The organism is Candidatus Pacearchaeota archaeon (assembly GCA_038874355.1).
Classification (GTDB): Archaea; Nanobdellota; Nanobdellia; order Pacearchaeales; family GW2011-AR1; genus JAVZCO01.
In genome coordinates this window covers 442,144-459,625 of record JAVZCO010000001.1, presented here as the reverse complement: position 1 = coordinate 459,625, position 17,482 = coordinate 442,144, and the positions used below count along the sequence as shown (strand labels likewise).

General features: G+C 26.4%; 14 protein-coding genes and 1 tRNA gene. 2 read left to right on the top strand and 13 right to left on the bottom strand.

Annotated elements, in window-relative coordinates; all coding sequences use genetic code 11:
- Positions 1 to 5: 5 nt before the first annotated feature.
- The 4 genes from QW117_02790 to QW117_02775 all read right to left on the bottom strand — a co-directional run bounded on the left by QW117_02790 (position 6) and on the right by QW117_02775 (position 5,901).
- Positions 6 to 3,275 (bottom strand): DNA-directed RNA polymerase subunit B'', encoded by a 3,270-nt coding sequence (locus tag QW117_02790; protein ID MEM3405870.1) that lies wholly within the window; start codon positions 3,273 to 3,275, stop codon positions 6 to 8.
- Between the two features lie 3 nt (positions 3,276 to 3,278).
- Positions 3,279 to 3,485, bottom strand: a complete 207-nt coding sequence (locus QW117_02785; GenBank protein ID MEM3405869.1) for a DNA-directed RNA polymerase subunit RpoH/Rpb5 C-terminal domain-containing protein — start codon at positions 3,483 to 3,485, stop codon at positions 3,279 to 3,281.
- A gap of 549 nt (positions 3,486 to 4,034) precedes the next feature.
- Positions 4,035 to 4,847, bottom strand: coding sequence for an aldo/keto reductase (locus QW117_02780; GenBank protein MEM3405868.1), 813 nt, complete (start codon positions 4,845 to 4,847; stop codon positions 4,035 to 4,037).
- Positions 4,822 to 5,901 (bottom strand): radical SAM protein, encoded by a 1,080-nt coding sequence (locus QW117_02775; protein MEM3405867.1) that lies wholly within the window; start codon positions 5,899 to 5,901, stop codon positions 4,822 to 4,824. Before QW117_02775 ends, QW117_02780 begins: the two co-directional genes overlap by 26 nt.
- A gap of 55 nt (positions 5,902 to 5,956) precedes the next feature.
- Between QW117_02775 and QW117_02770 the strand changes: the two genes are divergently transcribed.
- A complete protein-coding gene (locus QW117_02770; protein MEM3405866.1) occupies positions 5,957 to 7,141 on the top strand; it encodes an alanine--tRNA ligase-related protein in 1,185 nt (394 codons plus the stop codon).
- Positions 7,142 to 7,161: 20 nt separating this feature from the next.
- Entirely contained in the window at positions 7,162 to 7,839 is a 678-nt protein-coding gene (locus QW117_02765) for a Type 1 glutamine amidotransferase-like domain-containing protein (GenBank protein MEM3405865.1), read from the top strand.
- 262 nt (positions 7,840 to 8,101) lie between these two features.
- Here the strand turns inward: QW117_02765 and QW117_02760 are convergent, their stop codons facing one another.
- The 9 genes from QW117_02760 to QW117_02720 form a co-directional block, all read right to left on the bottom strand.
- Positions 8,102 to 8,887 (bottom strand): LD-carboxypeptidase, encoded by a 786-nt coding sequence (locus QW117_02760; protein MEM3405864.1) that lies wholly within the window; start codon positions 8,885 to 8,887, stop codon positions 8,102 to 8,104.
- Positions 8,842 to 9,129, bottom strand: coding sequence for an LD-carboxypeptidase (locus tag QW117_02755; GenBank protein MEM3405863.1), 288 nt, complete (start codon positions 9,127 to 9,129; stop codon positions 8,842 to 8,844). Before QW117_02755 ends, QW117_02760 begins: the two co-directional genes overlap by 46 nt.
- On the bottom strand, positions 9,126 to 10,112 hold the full coding sequence (locus QW117_02750) for a DUF2268 domain-containing putative Zn-dependent protease (GenBank protein MEM3405862.1): 987 nt from the start codon (positions 10,110 to 10,112) through the stop codon (positions 9,126 to 9,128). The genes QW117_02755 and QW117_02750 overlap by 4 nt, the downstream gene beginning before the upstream one ends.
- A gap of 330 nt (positions 10,113 to 10,442) precedes the next feature.
- Positions 10,443 to 10,517, bottom strand: a tRNA-Lys gene (locus tag QW117_02745).
- 65 nt (positions 10,518 to 10,582) lie between these two features.
- Positions 10,583 to 11,338, bottom strand: a complete 756-nt coding sequence (locus QW117_02740) for an anaerobic ribonucleoside-triphosphate reductase activating protein (protein MEM3405861.1) — start codon at positions 11,336 to 11,338, stop codon at positions 10,583 to 10,585.
- A 25-nt stretch (positions 11,339 to 11,363) separates the two neighbouring features.
- Positions 11,364 to 13,487, bottom strand: a complete 2,124-nt coding sequence (locus tag QW117_02735; GenBank protein MEM3405860.1) for a ribonucleoside triphosphate reductase — start codon at positions 13,485 to 13,487, stop codon at positions 11,364 to 11,366.
- Position 13,488: 1 nt separating this feature from the next.
- A complete protein-coding gene (nrdR, locus tag QW117_02730; GenBank protein ID MEM3405859.1) occupies positions 13,489 to 13,920 on the bottom strand; it encodes a transcriptional regulator NrdR in 432 nt (143 codons plus the stop codon).
- 177 nt (positions 13,921 to 14,097) lie between these two features.
- The gene (locus QW117_02725) at positions 14,098 to 15,732 is read right to left on the bottom strand and encodes a hypothetical protein (protein MEM3405858.1); all 1,635 of its coding nucleotides are present in this window, start codon (positions 15,730 to 15,732) and stop codon (positions 14,098 to 14,100) included.
- Between the two features lie 14 nt (positions 15,733 to 15,746).
- Complete coding sequence (locus QW117_02720) at positions 15,747 to 17,429, bottom strand: hypothetical protein (protein MEM3405857.1); 1,683 nt, start codon at positions 17,427 to 17,429, stop codon at positions 15,747 to 15,749.
- Positions 17,430 to 17,482: the final 53 nt, after the last annotated feature.

Here is a 17,482-nt window from a genome sequence, read left to right as displayed (position 1 = left end):
TTTATTTATTCAAATTTATTTTTTAAACCAAATTTAGTTGAAATATGAAGAGCATTTAATTCTTCTAATAATAATTTAAAAGCATAAGATATTTCTACAGGGCTAATTTCATGAGAATTACATAATCTGCAATTAACTTTATTTTTTATATAATCTTTTGTTGCTATAGCACCACAATTATCACAAATATAAATAATTACTTTATCAGAGTCATATCTTTCTTTTAATAATAAAGATGCTCCATGAGCAACTAATGCTTCTTGTTCCATTTCTCCTAATCTTAGCGCTCCTCCCTTCGCTCTTCCTTCTACAGGTTGTCTTGTTAACATTTGCACTTTTCCTAATGCCCTTGAATGTATTTTATTAGAAACCATATATTTTAATTTTAGATAATGCATTTCTCCGATATAAATTTTTGTCTTCATCATTTTTCCTGTAATAGGATCATACATTGTTTCTTTTCCATCATATCTAAATCCTAAATTTTTTAATTCGTTTTCTAAATCTTCAGGTTTTTCTGCAGAGAATGGTGTTGCATCAACATATCTAGCAGATAATGAACCAACTTTTCCTGCAAGTAAGTCTAATAAATATCCAACAGACATTCTACTTGGTAAACCATGCGGATTAAAAATTATATCTGGTTTTATTCCCCTCGCTGTAAAAGGAACATCTTCTTCATTTAATAATAACCCCACAACACCTTTTTGCCCGTGAGGAGTTGCAAATTTATCTCCTAATTCTGGAATTTTATGATCTCTTGTTCTTACATGAACAACTTTATCTCCTTCATTATCTATTGTAATAAAAACTCCATCAATTATTCCTTTTTCTTCTTGTCTTATAACTGAACTATTCTCTTTACTTGTTTTTATAGTTATTTCTTTTGTTTCCGATAAGAACTTTGGAGGAGATATTTTTCCTATAACAACATCACCTTCTTTTAATTCTGCTTCTATATAAGATATACCATCATCTTCTAAATATTTATAAGATTCTTCTGTTCTATAACCAGCAACATCTTTTTCAGGAATACATATAAAATCTTTTAAACCACCGGGATAATGTAATTCAACAGAAGTATATGGTCTAAAATAAGTACTTCTTCCTAATCCCCTGTTTACACTTGCTTTATTTAATATAATTGCATCTTCCATGTTATATCCTTCATAAGTCATTACAGCAACAACAACATTTTGACCCACAGGACATATTTTTAATTTATCATACACAAAACTTTTTACTATTGGTTTTTGTGGGTAGTGTAAAAGATGTACATCTGTATCTATTCTAACAGGATAGTTTAAAGAATAAACTCCAAGAGCCTGTTTGAATGTTTTACTTCCTCTTAATAATCTTGAAGCTTGATTATGATTTGCATATGGAGCAAGAGAAGTTGTAACTCCTAAACAAGCAACATGATCTATTTCTAAATGTGTATGCTCTTGTGTTAAATCTTCTTTATTTAATGCAACTAAAGCATTTTCTTCTTCACTCGCATCTAAATATTCTATTATCCCATTTTTTATTAAATCTAACCAACTAATTTTTCCTTCTTCCAAACTTTTTTCATATTCTTCTGTCAATTTACTTTTTCCATCTTCAACTATTATTAAAGGTCTTAAAACTCTTCCAGCATCTGTAGAAATAATTATAATTTTGTTTATTTCTTCTATAAAAATACTCATTTCTTCTGGAAAAATATTTTTTCTTCTACTTTCTCTAACTTTTTTAACAAAATCTAATCCATTATTAACACTTCCTATAAATTTTCCATTCCAAAAAATATCATATTCTAAATTTTCTTCTTTTTCTTTCATCCCACATTCTTTTAATTTTTTTAAAAATTGCTTTTCATCGATGTTTATTGGTGTTGATATTTTTGCTAATAAAGCGAGATTTTTTCTTAATCCAATTTCTTTTCCTTCTGGTGTTTCTATAGGGCAAAATCTTCCATAATGGGTTGGGTGTAAAGTTCTTGCCATAAAGTTTTCTTGTTCTCCTGACAATAAAGAAGAAACTCTTTGCAAATGAGACAAAATAGAAAAATAATTTGTTTTATCCATATTTTGCGTTACACCTGTTCTTTCTCCTATCCAACTTCCAGTGGCTATTGCTGATTCAATTCTATGAGAGAATAATGTTGATTTTGCTATTGTTTTTAAGCTATAAACTTTACCTCTTTTTGCTATTTTTGAAAAAGAGTATTGAAGATCTCTTAAAAAAATAGTTAGATTTACTCTAAATAAATCTGATAATAGATCTCCTGAAAGTCTAACCCTTTTATTTGCATAATGATCTTTATCTGTTTGTACATCCGGATTCTCTTTAGCAATAAAAAACTGTTTTATGAATTTACATAAAGTTATTGCTTTTTCTATTCTGTCATTTTTTTCTGTTCCTACATGTGGTAAAAAGTATTTGTCTATTCTTTGTTTTATTCTATCTACTACCTCTCTTTTTGTTCCTTGTAAATCAAGTTTTTCTGCTAAGTAAATTAAAGCGTCTTCGGAATTTGTTATGTTTGTAAATTCATATAAATTAATAATTAGATTGTCTGTTTCTTTTCCTATATATTTTGCTATATCAGCTTCTTTAATCATACCTAAAGCTTTTAATAAAATTATTGCTGGAATGTTATTCATTCTAGAAAAAGAAACTTCAATTATACCATTATTATTTTCTGATATAGATGTTGGTATTCTATAAGATCCTCTTGAAGAAAAAATTCTAAGAACTAACTTTCCTTTTATTTTTTCTATAAAGGGCTGATTAGAAGCAAGATCTTCTATTAATACCATTATTCTTTCATTACCATTAATAATAAAATATCCTCCAGGATCTAAAGAATCTAGATAATTTTTTTCTAATTCTTCTTTATTCATTCCATAAGTATTACAAATTTTACTTTTTACTAAAATAGGTATTCTTCCTATTTCTACTTCGTAAGATTCTTCTTTACCGTCACTCTTAAGGGAAATTTCTACATATATTGGAGAAGAATAAGTTAAATTTCTTAATCTCGCTTCAGTAGGAGTAATATTATTTATACTGCCATCTGCTTCTTTTATATTAGGCTTTCCAACTTTAATTTTATTTATTTTTATTTCTATTCCTTCTTCACTTGGAATAAAAGATGAACTTACTTCTTTCGCTATTTCTTGTAATCTATTTTCAATAAAATCATCAAAACTTTTTATATTAGATTCAATTAAAGAATGACTTTCTATAAACTTTTCTATTAAAATATGTTTATTCTTTTTGATATTTTCCATTTTTTAAATAACAACTCTATAATAAATAGTATTTTTATCTCCGGATTTTCTTTCTATTTTTATTACATCACCTACTTCGCAATTTTCTGGTAAAGCTGGATCTTCTTTTTTTATTTTTGGTAATTGTGACAAAGAAATATTATATTTTTTTAATAATTCTTCTACTTCTTTTTTGCTCATTTTTGTATGTTTAGGTTGGAGGATGTGCATATTTATAGCAGTAAATTAATTTTAATAAAATTTCTTTTACAACTTACTAATACTAAATGAATTCTAACCAAGATTTATAAATCTTTCGAATTTTATTCTCTGTAGCAATAACGGCTGATGGTTCTCAAGTCAAAGGCGGGTGATAATTATTTTTTAAATTATATACTGCGCTATTCTTTTAATTCAGCTTCAAAATTGCTTATATATTTTGCATAATTTCCAGATTTTATCTCTACAAATAGAATATTTTTTCTATCCTAATAAAGAAGTCTGGATTGAATTTTTCCCATTTTATCAAGAAAAATCTTTGGGTGTAGCGAGCGAAACCGCTTAACCAATGTTAGACTTTGTTTGCGAAGCAAATTGGGTTTTTTGTTTTCGTTTTGTGAATTTTAACGAAGGCAACAACAGGAGAATTTTCGGTGGCAACCCCTACAGAGGCAGATTAGAATGGCAAGAAGTCAGAAATCGGAGGTGGCGGGACACGATTTTACAATAAAAAGGGGGTTGCGTAAGGGCAGGACTTTTTTTGTTCTTTACAAAAAGAAATTATAAATATTCTTCCAAACTTGTTATATGCTCTTTCTTAGTTATGCCTAAAACGATAGAATCTGCCCCTACTAAAAAAGCGTTATTTAAACAATATTTTAGTATTTCTCTTTTATTTAAACCTAAAAATAACCTATCCCTTTCTTTCTTTAAATTTTGTTTTTCTAAATTATACTTTTTACAAAAAGGAGGATTGATTGAACCCATCAAAAATCCGTGCAATAAAACAGATCGCAGAAGAACTTTTTTGTTTTTTTGTTTTAAATTTTTAATAATATCTTTATTTTGTTGTTGTAAGATATTATAATGTACTTGAAAAAAGTTTATTACAGGTTCGTCCAATATTTCGCTGTGATTATTCGGAGATTCAAATGGTAAGGAGATCCCCCAGTTTTTTACTAATCCAGTGTCTTTTAAATTTACCATTAAATCAATTAATGTTTGATAATTATTCCAATTATAATCCCAATTATGAAGCTGAACTAAATCTAAAGAATCTCTTTTCAATCTTTTTCTTGATTGATCTATACATTTTTTAATCCATAACGAATCATAGGCATCAATTATTTCTTTTGATTTATTTTTTGCAGGAATTTTGGTTGCAATAAAACACTCTTTTGGAAGATAAGATAGAAAATGTTCCATCCTTCCACCACCATAGACTAATGCTGTATCAAAACTCTTTATTCCATTTCTATAAGCAAAATCAAATAGTTCTTTACAATAATCTTGTGAATAATCCTTCCATTCTGGCAATCCCCATGTTCCAAATGTAATTCTTGAAAGATTATTCATTTTTGATTTGTTCTTCAATTTTATTAAAATATTCTTTCATATTAATATTACCTTTAGAGTCAAAAAGAGAGATAATTCTTTCTGTTCCAAATCCAAAGTTCTTTGTAACTATTTGAGAAGACTGATAGATTCCTCCAAATTCATGAGCAAACATTCTAAAAGGAAAACCATAAATATTCACACAATTATTCATAAATCTTCTTGAATCATAAGAATAGTGGTCGGGCGTTTGAAATGAAGGATAGATAAAACCATACTTAGAATCGAAAGCGATTATTTTTTGTACTAAATCTTTTTCTTTTTTATTATCTGGCATAACTTCTTCCCTACTAATTTTTACATATCCTAGGGGATATAAATGCTTTAAGAATTGACTGCTTCCCAAATCATAAACCCAATTTCGGATGTCTATTATTTCATCAATATTGTCTTTTAAGATAATTGTTTCGATACCTAAACAATTAGAGTCACTTCCATAAACTTCAAATGCTTCAATGATCCCCCGAGGTACTTTTTGATTATTAAAACTATAATAATTGTAAGACTTGTTTTTTGGTTCATTCTTGCCAAAGATAATCTCGTCGTTTTTTCTTGGATTTAAAGACTCTAATTTTATTACTAAATTGACTTTTCTTTTATATAATTCCTTTAAAATATTTTTATTTAATGTTATTCCATTGGTATATGTTATAATATTTATCTCTTTATCGCCCGCTTTATCTAAAATATCTAGAAATCTCTTTGGGTTTAGTAAGGGTTCTCCATTGCTACACAAAAAGAAAGTCTTTGTTCCAAGCAAATTTAATTGTTTAATTATCTCTGAAATATGCTCATCTGTTAATTTAGGTAAACTATTATCGTAATTAAATCTCACATCCAATTTTCCTCCCTGTGTTGCACAATATTTACAATTAGCGTTACACCTCTCAGTTAAATTAGTATCAAAATCTAAGGGTATTGAGTTGCCTCTAATAAAAAGATCTATATCTTCTTTTTTAAAAGTATATGCCAAAATTGAGGGTAGATTCACATCCCACATTTCATTCTGATATCTTAATCTTGGAATACCCATATTTTAAAAGAAAATAAGAATATTTATAAATATATCTAAATTATACCACTATAGAATGGATAAAAAAATTAAAGAATTAAAAGAAGTAGAAGTAGAATACTTGGATTATTTTTCTAAACTAGGTTTTTGCACTGAAAAATCAGAAAACCTGCTCCCCGAAAATAAAAGTGCGGCCGTGTTATTTATGATTTGTGGGGGAATTAAATATGATAATGTATTTAGGGGAAATGAAGAGTCCAATATGCAACAGTTAGCAAGAATACAAAATTGTCTAAGAACGGATAACGATTATAGAGTTGGATATTCCCCTAGACATTTAACAAACTTTAAGATGCTAGAAGTTTTTTCTTTTAACAATACAAATTTTTCAAAGATCACAGATTATATGATTGACTATTTGATTACGACTGGGGTTCCGCCTAATGAAATTTTTTTAAATGTTCCAGATAACAAAAAAGAGATTTCAGAAAATGCCAAAAGATATTCTTCGTTAGGAATAGAAATTAGAAGACTTGATCCAACAAAATTGTCTTGGAGGATTAAGGATGGCCCTTTAGAGGGGCAGCGAATGGAAATTGGACATATTCCCACAGAATGGGAGTTGTGGAATATAGCGTACATTGATCCTCAAAATAGAAAATTAGTTGATTCTGGAATGGCCTTAGAAAGATTAGTTGCAGTAATCAATGGTTATAATTCTGTTTTTGAAATTGAAAAATTAAAAAAAATAACTGAAAAAATAATTTCAAATTTCCCATATCTTCAGAAAGAGGATGCACAATATGTGGGAGACCATATTCTAACATTAAATGAAGCATCCAATCAAGGAATTTTTCCTTCAGCAAAAGGACCAGGGAACAAAATCAGATATTTAACCAAAAAGGTTTTAGCGAGAATTAGAGCATCAGAAAGTCAAACTGATGGGCTTTTAGATTTATTAAATCCCATATTTGAGGAAGAAATAAAAAGAATAGAAGAAACATATAAAAAATGTGAGAAAGAGTTTAAAGATTATCTTCAAAATTACTGCAGAGAATACTTTAATTTAGAGAATTACCTCAATCAACTAAAAAAAGGTACAAAATCAGGATACTTTGATAGTCCAAAACTATTAAATGAAGAATATATTAAGATAGCTATAGAACAAAATAAAAAAATTATTTTGCCTAGTGTTTCTAAAAAAGAATTAGGCCAAAAGTATGATTTGCCTTTAGGGTTAATAGAAAGATTAAAAAAATAGAAACGCAATAAATCTATAATATGGAATTGATACTATCTGGAGGAGGGAAAGGGGAACAAATAAAAGAGATAAACTCGTTATTTTTTAAGAGTGTAGGAAATGGAAGAATAATTTTTATTCCTCATTCAAGGGAAAAAGAAGAATTTCAATCTTCTTTAAATTGGATGATTGAAAATTTATTTTCACCTTTCAACCATAGTAATTTTGAAATGTGGACGACTCTAAATGATAAGTCAATTAAGGATTTAAACAATGTTAGAGGAATCGTTATCGGTGGAGGAAACACTTTTAGGTTATTAAAAGAATTGAAAGATTCTAATTTTATTGAAATATTGAGAAAATTTATCAAAGAAGGTAAAGTAGTTTATGGGATAAGTGCCGGAGCGATAATATTAACAAAAAGCATTATTACTGCCAGACCCCTAGATAAAAATAAATTTAAATTAGTTGATTTAGAAGGGATGAATTTATTGAACGAAAGAGGCGTATTTTGTCACTATGAAGAAAAATATGATAAAGAGATATTAAAGATTATTGAAGAAACCGATATGGAAATTATTGGTCTTCCAGAAGGAACGGGAATATATTTAAAAAATTCTTCCAATAAAATAATTGGAATCAATTCCGCTTATTTTTTTTCCAAAAGTGGAAATAAAAAAGAGTTAAAAATTGGAAAAATATATAAGTATTTTTTCTAGAAAACTAATTGTCCATTATAAAAAGCCCCTGCCCGTTTTTTTAGAAAAATCTTTGGGTGTAGCGAGCGAAACCGCTTAACCAATGTTAGACTTTGTTTGCGAAGCAAATTGGGTTTTTTGTTTTCGTTTTGTGAATTTTAACGAAGGCAACAACAGGAGAATTTTCGGTGGCAACCCCTACAGAGGCAGATTAGAATGGCAAGAAGTCAGAAATCGGAGGTGGCGGGACACGATTTTACAATAAAAAGGGGGTTGCGTGAAATCAATTTACTCCAGATTCATCTATTGAAAAAATGTTTTTTTCAGAATCTAAAGTAACGCTTACTCCTAAAGGAATAGTTATTTTTGGATCAGTATGACCTATATCTAATCCGTATAAAATTGGAAAGTCAAACCCTCGTGTGTTAAAGAGTATTATTTCTTTTAATTTTTCTATCTCGTCATCAGAATACCCAAATCCTCTACCAAAAATAAGACCTTTTATTTTTTTAAGTATACCTAGTAGCCTTAAATCTGCTAAAAAACCATCTATGTTTGATAAGGGCTCTCCTTTAAAAAAAGATTCTCCTTCAGGTGTTTCTAAAAGAAGAATTTTTTCTGAAAAGTCAGGCCAATATTCAGTTCCCTTTGTATGCATCATTGAAGTAATACAACCGCCAATAATTTTTCCTTCAGCTTTTCCTTTTCTTAACCACTCATAACCTTTATTTTTCTTATATTCTCTTTTTAATCGTAAATCCTCTTTTTTTAGCCAATTTGCTTTTCTGCAATCAGTCCATTTTTCTGATGGTGAAACCTTGCCGATAGGTAAATTAGAAGCAACTGCTTTAAAAAAATACTCTTCAGTATACTTTTCGAAATTAATTTTTTCTCCAAATTCAGCAATTGCCGTTGGACCATAGAAAGTTATAAAATTACATTTTGTATATAATGCAAAATGCAAAGTTGTTATATCTGAATAACCACAAAATATTTTAGGATTTTTTCTTATTAAATCAAAATCTAAATATCTAGAATTTGATGAGAAGAATTTCCTCCTATAGTGCATAGTATCATTTTTACATCTGGATTAGAAAAGGAATCATTAACATCTTTTGCCCTATTTTCTGGTGTATCAGAACTAAAGCCAATATTTTTCAATGCAGTTGGATAGATTTTTACTTTATAACCATTTTTCTCAAAATAAGATTTAGCTAATGTTAATCTATGCTTTACTAATGCCGCTAAACCACCTGCTGGGGCAATAAAAGCAATGGTATCTCCTTTTTCTAATTTTTTAGGCTTTATCATATTAGTTCCTCAAGTGTCTTATATATAGTAACATCCTTTGAAGTTTTAATTTCTAATTTCGAATTTAATGAGTTTTTTCCTATAATTATTTTATAAGGAACATTAAGAAAATCAGCATAATCCATTTTATCTTTAAAATTTAGGTCTCTATCATCAATGTAAACATCTTTGTTTTTTGCTTTTAAAAAAGAATAGCATCTCTCTGCTAATTCCTGTTCCCCTTTGTGCAATACAATAGCATATTCAAAAGGCCTGATTTCTTCCGGAAAATTGATACTTTTATTATTCCTATTTGAATCTATAATAGAAAATAGGATTCTTTGTAAACCAATACCAAAAGTCAAAACAGAAGCCTCCATTTTTTTGTTATCTTTAGAAGTATAATAAATAGCATTTCTTTTTTTAGTAAAGGCCATTTGAAAATGTTCTGCTAAACCTTCAGCAATTAGATGATCGAAAAGGTTCATTTTATAAGAATAGTAAGGTTGTATACAATGAGCAAATTCGTGTAAAAGAGTGCATTTAAAGTTTGTTTTCCAGTTTTTTGTCGGGTATAAATAAATATGAATAATGTTTTTGTAAGCAAGAAAGCCACTACAACCATTCATTTTTTTGATTATAAAGTTCGAAAATGTAGGAAAAACATAAACTAAAATTTTTTTAGAATTTAAAAAAGCTTTAACATGACTAATAACTTCTTTTATTAAATGTTTTATATCTTTAATTTTTAGTTTTTTATACGTATTTATTGAAACTTTAATTATTCTTTTGTCAAAAATTTCTCTTTCTAACTGGTTTTTTAATAAGTTTTCATTTAAAAATCCTCCTACGTGATTTTTTTCTCCATCATTTTTTATATCATCTAATAAACTATCAAAAAATTTCTCTTTATCATTTAAGAGTTTTGATTTGTCCAATAAATTAACTATTTTCACAGAAATTTTTTTATTTGAATTAAAAATATTAATTATATCAACTTCCATAAATTTATTAAAAAGAAGATATTTATAATTATTTCTTTTTCCTTAAACTTATTGTATAAACTGGTATTTCCCCTTCTGTCAAATCTAATATTTTTATTAACGTATCATCTACAAACCGCTAACAGGACATGCCCCTATATTATTTTCTGCAGCTGCTAAAACAATATTCTGGCCAATATATCCTGCTTCCAAATATGAAAAAGGTGTGGCTGAGCTTATTAAAACAAAGTCTCAATAATCCGAATTCGACAAAAAGAGAGGTGATTTTAAAATGACCCTTTAATACGCCAGAGCTCGTTTTTTAAGAAAATTATAAAAGGATTATAAAAATGGCCCCGAGGGGATTTGAACCCCCGACACCTGGCTTAAAAGGCCAGTGCTCTAACCGGGCTGAGCTACGGGACCTTCATTAAATTGGTATAAAAAATAAAAATACTATATTTAAAAAATCTTTGTTTTTATTTTAAAGATTAATCTCTTATCTCTATTTTTGGAAAATATTTCTTTGCTATTTTTTTCATTTCTTCTATTAAATAATTTGGAGTTTCATGTAATTCTTTTGATAAATAATTTAAAGAGAAATTTTTATTTAACATTTGTTTTTCTTCTCTTGAAAAAAATTTTTGTAGAAAATATTTTGATTCTTTATTTTTTATTATATTATAAACCCATTCTAAAGTATCTTTTAATTCTTCAATTTTCATCCAAGAAATATAATCTTTATTCCTTTTTATAGGTACGATAGTTGTTCTAAATTCGTATTCTGAAAATTTGCTTACTATTTTTATACTTTCTTCAATTCTTTTAATATCTATGTTAATTCCTACTAAATCTGAATAAATATTTTTAGGCCCTTTAATATCTAAAGCAACATAATCTACAAGATTTTTCTCTAAAATTTCTTCTAAAATATCTGGTTTATAGCCATTTGTATCCAATTTTATTTGTATTTTTTCTTTTTTACACTTTTCTAAAAAAGAAATTAAATCTTTTTGTATAGTTGGTTCTCCACCAGAAATAACTAAACCATCAATAAATTTTTTTCTTTTTTCTAAATAATAAAAAATTTCTTCTTCTTTTATTAAATTTGTTCTTTTATTTGGTTTTACAGCAATTTTATTATGACAAGTAGGACAATTAAAATTACAGCCTTTAGTAAAAATAACAAGGGAACATTTACCAGAATAATCTATAAAAGAATTTTTCTCTAAACCTATTATTCTCATTTTTATCTAAAAATTCTTTTTATTTTCATTTATAAATATTGAACATTTTTCTATCATAAAATTCTGCTTGCTTTCCATCATTCCACTGATGTATAGGTCTTAAATAACCTACTATTCTTGAATATACTTCTGTTTCTGTTTTTTTCCCTATGCTCATACATTTATGGCATATTTCATGTTTTCCTGATAAATAGCCGTGTTCTGGACAAACAGAAAAAGTTGGTGTTATAGTAAAATAAGGTAGTTTAAAATTTTCTGCTATTTTTTTAACTAAATTCTTAACGTCATTTCCTTTTAATTTTTCCCCAACAAAGCAGTGAAAAACAGTTCCACCAGTATATCTTATTTGTAAATCATCTTGTAATGTAAGAGCTTCAAAAATATCATCTGTATAATTTACAGGAAGTTGTGTAGAATTAGTATAATAAGGTGCATAACCTTTTTTCACAGCTTCTTCATTTGCTACTATTATATCTGGAAATCTTTTTTTATCTATTCTTGCGAATCTATATGTAGTTCCTTCTCCAGGAGTTGCTTCTAAGTTATATAAATTATTTGTTTCATCTTGATATTTTCTTAATTTCTCTCTCATAAAATCTAGAACATTTATTGCGAATTTTCTTCCTTCTTCTGTTGCGATATTTTCATTAGGCATTAAGTTCATTATTGCTTCATTCATTCCTAAAATTCCTATAGTAGAAAAATGATTTTTCCAATATTCATTAAATCTTTGTTTTATATTTCTTAAATAAAATTTTGAATAAGGATATAATCCTTTTTCTGTAAGGTTTTCTATTACTTTTCTTTTTATTTCTAAGCTATCCTTACAAATTTCCATTAATTCTTCTAATCTAGTAAAAAAAGATTTTTCATCTTTGCAAAGATAACCTATACGTGGAAGATTAATAGTAACTACTCCTATAGATCCTGTTAATGGATTAGAACCAAATAAACCTCCCCCTCTTTTACTTAATTCTCTTTTGTCTAGTCTTAATCTACAACACATGCTTCTTGCATCTTCTGGTTTCATATCAGAATTTATGAAATTTGAAAAGTAAGGAATTCCATATTTAGCTGTCATTTCCCAAATTAAATCATAACTAGTATTTTGCCAATCAAAATCTTTAGTTATATTGTATGTTGGAATAGGAAAAGTAAAAACTCTTCCCTTTGCATCTCCTTCTAACATACATTCTGCAAATGCTTTATTTATCATATTCATTTCTTCTTGAAATTCTTTATAAACTAAATTTTCTAATTTTCCTCCGATTATAACTGCTTTATCTTTCATATGTTGTGGTACTTTTAAGTCTAAAGTTATATTTGTAAAAGGAGTTTGAAAACCTACTCTTGTTGGTACATTCAAATTAAATAAAAATTCTTGTAAACATTGTTTAACATCTTTATAACTTAAATTATCTTTTCTTACAAATGGAGCTAAAAATGTATCAAAATTTGAAAAGGCTTGAGCACCAGCAGCTTCTCCTTGTAATGTATAAAGAAAGTTACATATTTGCCCTAAAGCTGTTCTTAAGTGTTTTGCCGGAGAAGCTTCGACTTTTCCTGGTACACCTGTTATTCCTGTAATTAATAAATCTTCTAAATCCCAACCAACACAATAAGGTCCTAGAATTCCTAGATCATGAATGTGAATATCTCCATTTTCGTGGGCTTTTCTTATTTTTTCTGGATAAATTTTTCTTAACCAATATTTTGGAACTATTTTATTTGAAATAAAATTATTTAATCCTTGAAGTGAAAAACCCATGTTTGAATTTTCTCTTATTGTCCAATCCTGTCCATTAAGATATTCATCTACCACCTCTATTGTATCAAAAAGTCCTTTTAATTCTCTTAGCTCTTTATGTGTATTACGATATAAAATATAGGCTTTTGCTGTTTGATAATGCCCATTTTCAACTAAAATTTTTTCTACAATGTCTTGTACTTCTTCTACTTGTGGTATTCTTCCTTTACTTACTATATTTTTTTCTATTTCTTTAACAATTAAATCTGAAAGATATTTAGGTCTCTTTTCTAAATCTGTTCCGCCAACTGCTTTTACTGCTTTTCTTATTGCATTGGTTATTTTTTCCTGATCAAATTTTTCTATTCTACCGTCTCTTTTTATTATTTTTTCAATTCCCATTTTATACCTCTTTCATTACATTTTTAAAATCACTTATATCTTTAAATTCTCTATAAACTGAAGCAAATCGAATATAAGCTATTTTATCTAATTTTTTTAATTTTTTCATTACTATTTCCCCTATAATCTTAGTTTTTATTTCTTTTCCTCTTTTTCTTAATTCTTCCTCTATTTCTGCTATAACCTTATCAATTTTTTCTATTGCTATTGGTCTTTTCTCACATGCTTTTAATATACCGTTTCTTAATTTTTCTCTATTAAATTTTTCTCTTCTCCCATCTTTTTTTATAACAATCAAATCTATTTCTGCTTTTTCATAAGTTGTAAATCTTTTTTTACATCTTAAACATTCTCTCCTCCTTCTAACAAAATCATTTATATCCCTTTTATTAGTTACTTTCGTTTCTTTGTGGCCACAATAAATACATTTCATATCTTGTTCCCCTTTTTATTTCTGATTAAAAATATATTTAAAATACAATATGTTGTATTTTTATTTAATTTTATATTCAACTTATTGTATAAAGTAATTTACTTAAAAAAATTGAAGTTTATAAATATTTCTATATTTTAAGATATAATTTAAAATTAATATTTTTTATATAAATTTTTATTTTTTTAAAATAAGATAAATAATAATTAAAAGAATAAAAATTGATAAAATTAAAAAAATTATTAATGAAATAAGATTATTTTTGGTTTCTTTTTTGCTTAATGTTACTTTTTCTTTTTCATAATTAAGTTTTATATTTTCTAAACAGTCTTTCTCACAATTATATTCATTTTCTCCTAACCAATATTCACATATATAATTTCCGCATATTTCTTCTTCTTTAACAAATTTTAAAATTTCTTTTTTTTCTCTTTCATTTTTTTTCGTCTTGTTTTTTTCTGTTTCTTCTGTATTGTTTTGTTTTTCTAAAATATGTATTGTTCTTGTTTCACTTACTCCAACATTATTGTAAGAATCTACACATTCTATATACCAAGAATAATTTCCTTTTGTTAAATTTTTTGTTATAGTTAAATTAATTTCTTTTATAATAGAGTTGTCTGTATATTCACTTATGTTATTTAAATAAAATTTACAATAAGATATATTGCTTAAATCTGTTACTTTATAAGTGAAATTAATATTTCCTTCATAAAATTGAGAGTTATTTGATGGAGAAATTAAAAAGATTATTGGTTCTGTTGTGTCATTTTCTTCTATTGTAGTATTAACAACAAAACTAACTTGTTCTGTATTATTTACATTGCTAGCTGTATCATTACACCAGAACCTTGCTGTGTAGCTTCCGTCGTTTAATTGAGTTATGTTATAGAAGTATGTGTCATTTAATTTTGTCATGGTTATATTTGTTTGCCATTCATCTAAAGTATATATACAAGTATCTAAATTTTCATCTGCTGTTATATTGAAGTTAATTGTGTTTGTGTTATATGTTATGTTTGCTGGTGAGATTATTGTAATTTGTGGAGGGTTTGTATCATTTATTGGAAATTGATCTGTAAAATTAACTATTATTATTTTCGATTTTTTATTTATTATATTAGAAGAACATTTGCAATCAATAACTTCTGTTTTTATTGTTATATTATAAATTCCTTCTTTATCCGGAATCCAATAAAATTCTATATCTTTTAAAGAATCCATATAAATATAATCTACTTTTGAACTAGTATGAACAATATTTTTTGTAGAATTTTTTATTTCTAATGTTATATTCACTTCAGAAGAAAAAAAATCTTTTATAAGATCTTTATCAGAAGGAACTGCATAAGGTGCTTCAGGTAAATTAAAAAAAGCGGATTTTATTATTGCTGTTATATTAACATTTTGACTCTTATTTATAAGACCTGGAAAAATTAATTCTTCTATAGAAGAATTACAATTTTCTTTTTTTGTGAAATTAACATTTTGTAAATAACTCCCGATAGAATTGGGTTTCCAAGCCATTTCTTGATAAATATAACAAGAAGAGAACCAATAACTAGCATAGCCGTATTGTGGAGATGGAATAGAATAAGGAATAGTTATACTATTACTCTGTGAAGTAAAATCAAACGTTTTTTCACCTAAATTATAACAACCGTTATCTAAACATTTAAAATTCATTGCTCTAACATTATTAACTGGATTTCCTTGATAATACCAATTTGTAGTATAATAGTAATAAGAAGAAGCAAAAACTAAACTAATTGTGAAGATACTAAATAAAGAAAAAATAAATATTTTTTTCATTTTTCATAAGATTTTTATATCCCTGGGTGAGGCCCTGGTGGTATTTGTATTTGTGAAGATCCATTAATACCTTTCTCTCCTGGTCCTATTATTTCCCCAACAGCGACAGAAAGGCCTATTTTTGATATACTTTTCAATAAGGATTTATTTAATTTTTCAGAATTATATATTTGATTTTGAACTATTACTTTTTTATCTTTATCTTTTTTAATAACAAAACCACTTAAATGATTTTTATCTTTATTTATATGTTGAGGAATAATAAAATTTTTATTTTTTTCTGCATTATTTATTATTTCTTCTAATTGAATAAAATTTATTATTTTATCTGGTTTAGATGGAGAAACATTTTTTGTTTTCATATCATTGTAAACTATGTATTCTGATGGAATTCTTTTCCCATTAGAATCTGTATTTATTTGCCAGATACCTCTTTGTTCTATTTCTTCATTAGTGTTTATTGGAAATCCGTAAACTTCTATTCCTTCTCTTTCCCAAACCTTTATAATAGGTCTTTCTCCAAATAATTCTTTTCCTTTAGTAGCAATCTCTTTTAATTTATCATATTTTATTTTCAATGTCTCTTTTTCCACTTCAATTATTTCTGGAATATTAAAAAGAATTGTTTCATCTAAAACTTCATAATAAATTGAATGTTTTTTTATTTTAACTTCTTTAAAATCTGATTGTAATATTTTCTCTAAATTTAGAGAAAGATCTTTTGAAGGAATTTCTTTTTGTATTTCATCTTTTTTTTCATAAGATTTATTTTCTTTTTCCTTTAATTCTACTATATTTTTTATTTCTTCTGGAATTTTTGATCCTTTTTCTTCTTTTTTTTCATAAGATTTATTTTCTTTTTTACTTTTTTGTGAAGAATAGATATTTTGTTTTTTTGTTTTTATTTCTTTTTTTTGTTCGCTTTTTATTTTTTTCTCTGGCTGAATTTCTTCTAAAATTTTTATTTCTGCTGGATTTTCTTCTTTTTTTTCTACGTAATTAATTTTCTCTTTTTCTTTATAAATCATTTTTGCGTCATAATAACCTTTTTTATAACCGCCAAAAAATAAAGAACCTGCTAAAATTAGACCTGCTGTTGTTGTAATTAAAGCTTTTTTTGCAATTTTTCCTAATCTATTAAAGAAATTTATATAGTTTTTTTTAGGATTGTTTTGATTATAGGTAACAGGAAAAGGATTACTATAAAAATTTTTTTCTCTTAACTCTTTATTTTTTGTTATTTCCTTGTTTTCTATTTGATTATCATATAAAATTTTTTCTTCTAAATTTTTTTCTTTTTTTATTATTTCTTCTTTATTTTTCTTATTTTTTGATTTATATTCTTTTTTAGAATTATAAACTCCTTGTTGTTTTAGATATTTTATTATAGTACTTTTGCTTAATCCATGATAACCTGAAATAGTTTCAAAATAATTTTTTTCATTATATATAGGAATTCCTTGTTTATATTGTTTAACTATCTCTTCAATATCCTCTTTATAAACTCTTTTTGAGTAAATTTTTCTATTAGATTCTTTAAAAATTTTTCTTAATGTATATTGAGAAATATTAAATTCTTTACATATTTCTTTTTGTGTTAAGCCATATTTTTTTCCAAAATTATAATGAGTTATTATGTTGTTTATTAAAATATCATTCTCTTTAATTTTACTGTAAGTTAGTTGATATTTTTTCATCTTATACTACTTTTATTATTCTTATGTTTATAAATATTTCGTTTTTGTAACCA

What these genes read in the sequence shown, in the direction of transcription:
- QW117_02770 (MEM3405866.1), top strand. Translation starts at nt 5,957, where the DNA reads ATGGATAAAAAAATTAAAGAATTAAAAGAAGTAGAAGTAGAATACTTG.
- nrdR (MEM3405859.1), bottom strand. Translation starts at nt 13,920, where the DNA reads ATGAAATGTATTTATTGTGGCCACAAAGAAACGAAAGTAACTAATAAA.
- QW117_02720 (MEM3405857.1), bottom strand. Translation starts at nt 17,429, where the DNA reads ATGAAAAAATATCAACTAACTTACAGTAAAATTAAAGAGAATGATATT.
- QW117_02735 (MEM3405860.1), bottom strand. Translation starts at nt 13,487, where the DNA reads ATGGGAATTGAAAAAATAATAAAAAGAGACGGTAGAATAGAAAAATTT.
- QW117_02790 (MEM3405870.1), bottom strand. Translation starts at nt 3,275, where the DNA reads ATGGAAAATATCAAAAAGAATAAACATATTTTAATAGAAAAGTTTATA.
- QW117_02785 (MEM3405869.1), bottom strand. Translation starts at nt 3,485, where the DNA reads ATGCACATCCTCCAACCTAAACATACAAAAATGAGCAAAAAAGAAGTA.
- QW117_02740 (MEM3405861.1), bottom strand. Translation starts at nt 11,338, where the DNA reads ATGAGAATAATAGGTTTAGAGAAAAATTCTTTTATAGATTATTCTGGT.
- QW117_02755 (MEM3405863.1), bottom strand. Translation starts at nt 9,129, where the DNA reads ATGATAAAGCCTAAAAAATTAGAAAAAGGAGATACCATTGCTTTTATT.
- QW117_02750 (MEM3405862.1), bottom strand. Translation starts at nt 10,112, where the DNA reads ATGGAAGTTGATATAATTAATATTTTTAATTCAAATAAAAAAATTTCT.
- QW117_02760 (MEM3405864.1), bottom strand. Translation starts at nt 8,887, where the DNA reads ATGCACTATAGGAGGAAATTCTTCTCATCAAATTCTAGATATTTAGAT.
- QW117_02775 (MEM3405867.1), bottom strand. Translation starts at nt 5,901, where the DNA reads ATGGGTATTCCAAGATTAAGATATCAGAATGAAATGTGGGATGTGAAT.
- QW117_02725 (MEM3405858.1), bottom strand. Translation starts at nt 15,732, where the DNA reads ATGAAAAAAATATTTATTTTTTCTTTATTTAGTATCTTCACAATTAGT.
- QW117_02765 (MEM3405865.1), top strand. Translation starts at nt 7,162, where the DNA reads ATGGAATTGATACTATCTGGAGGAGGGAAAGGGGAACAAATAAAAGAG.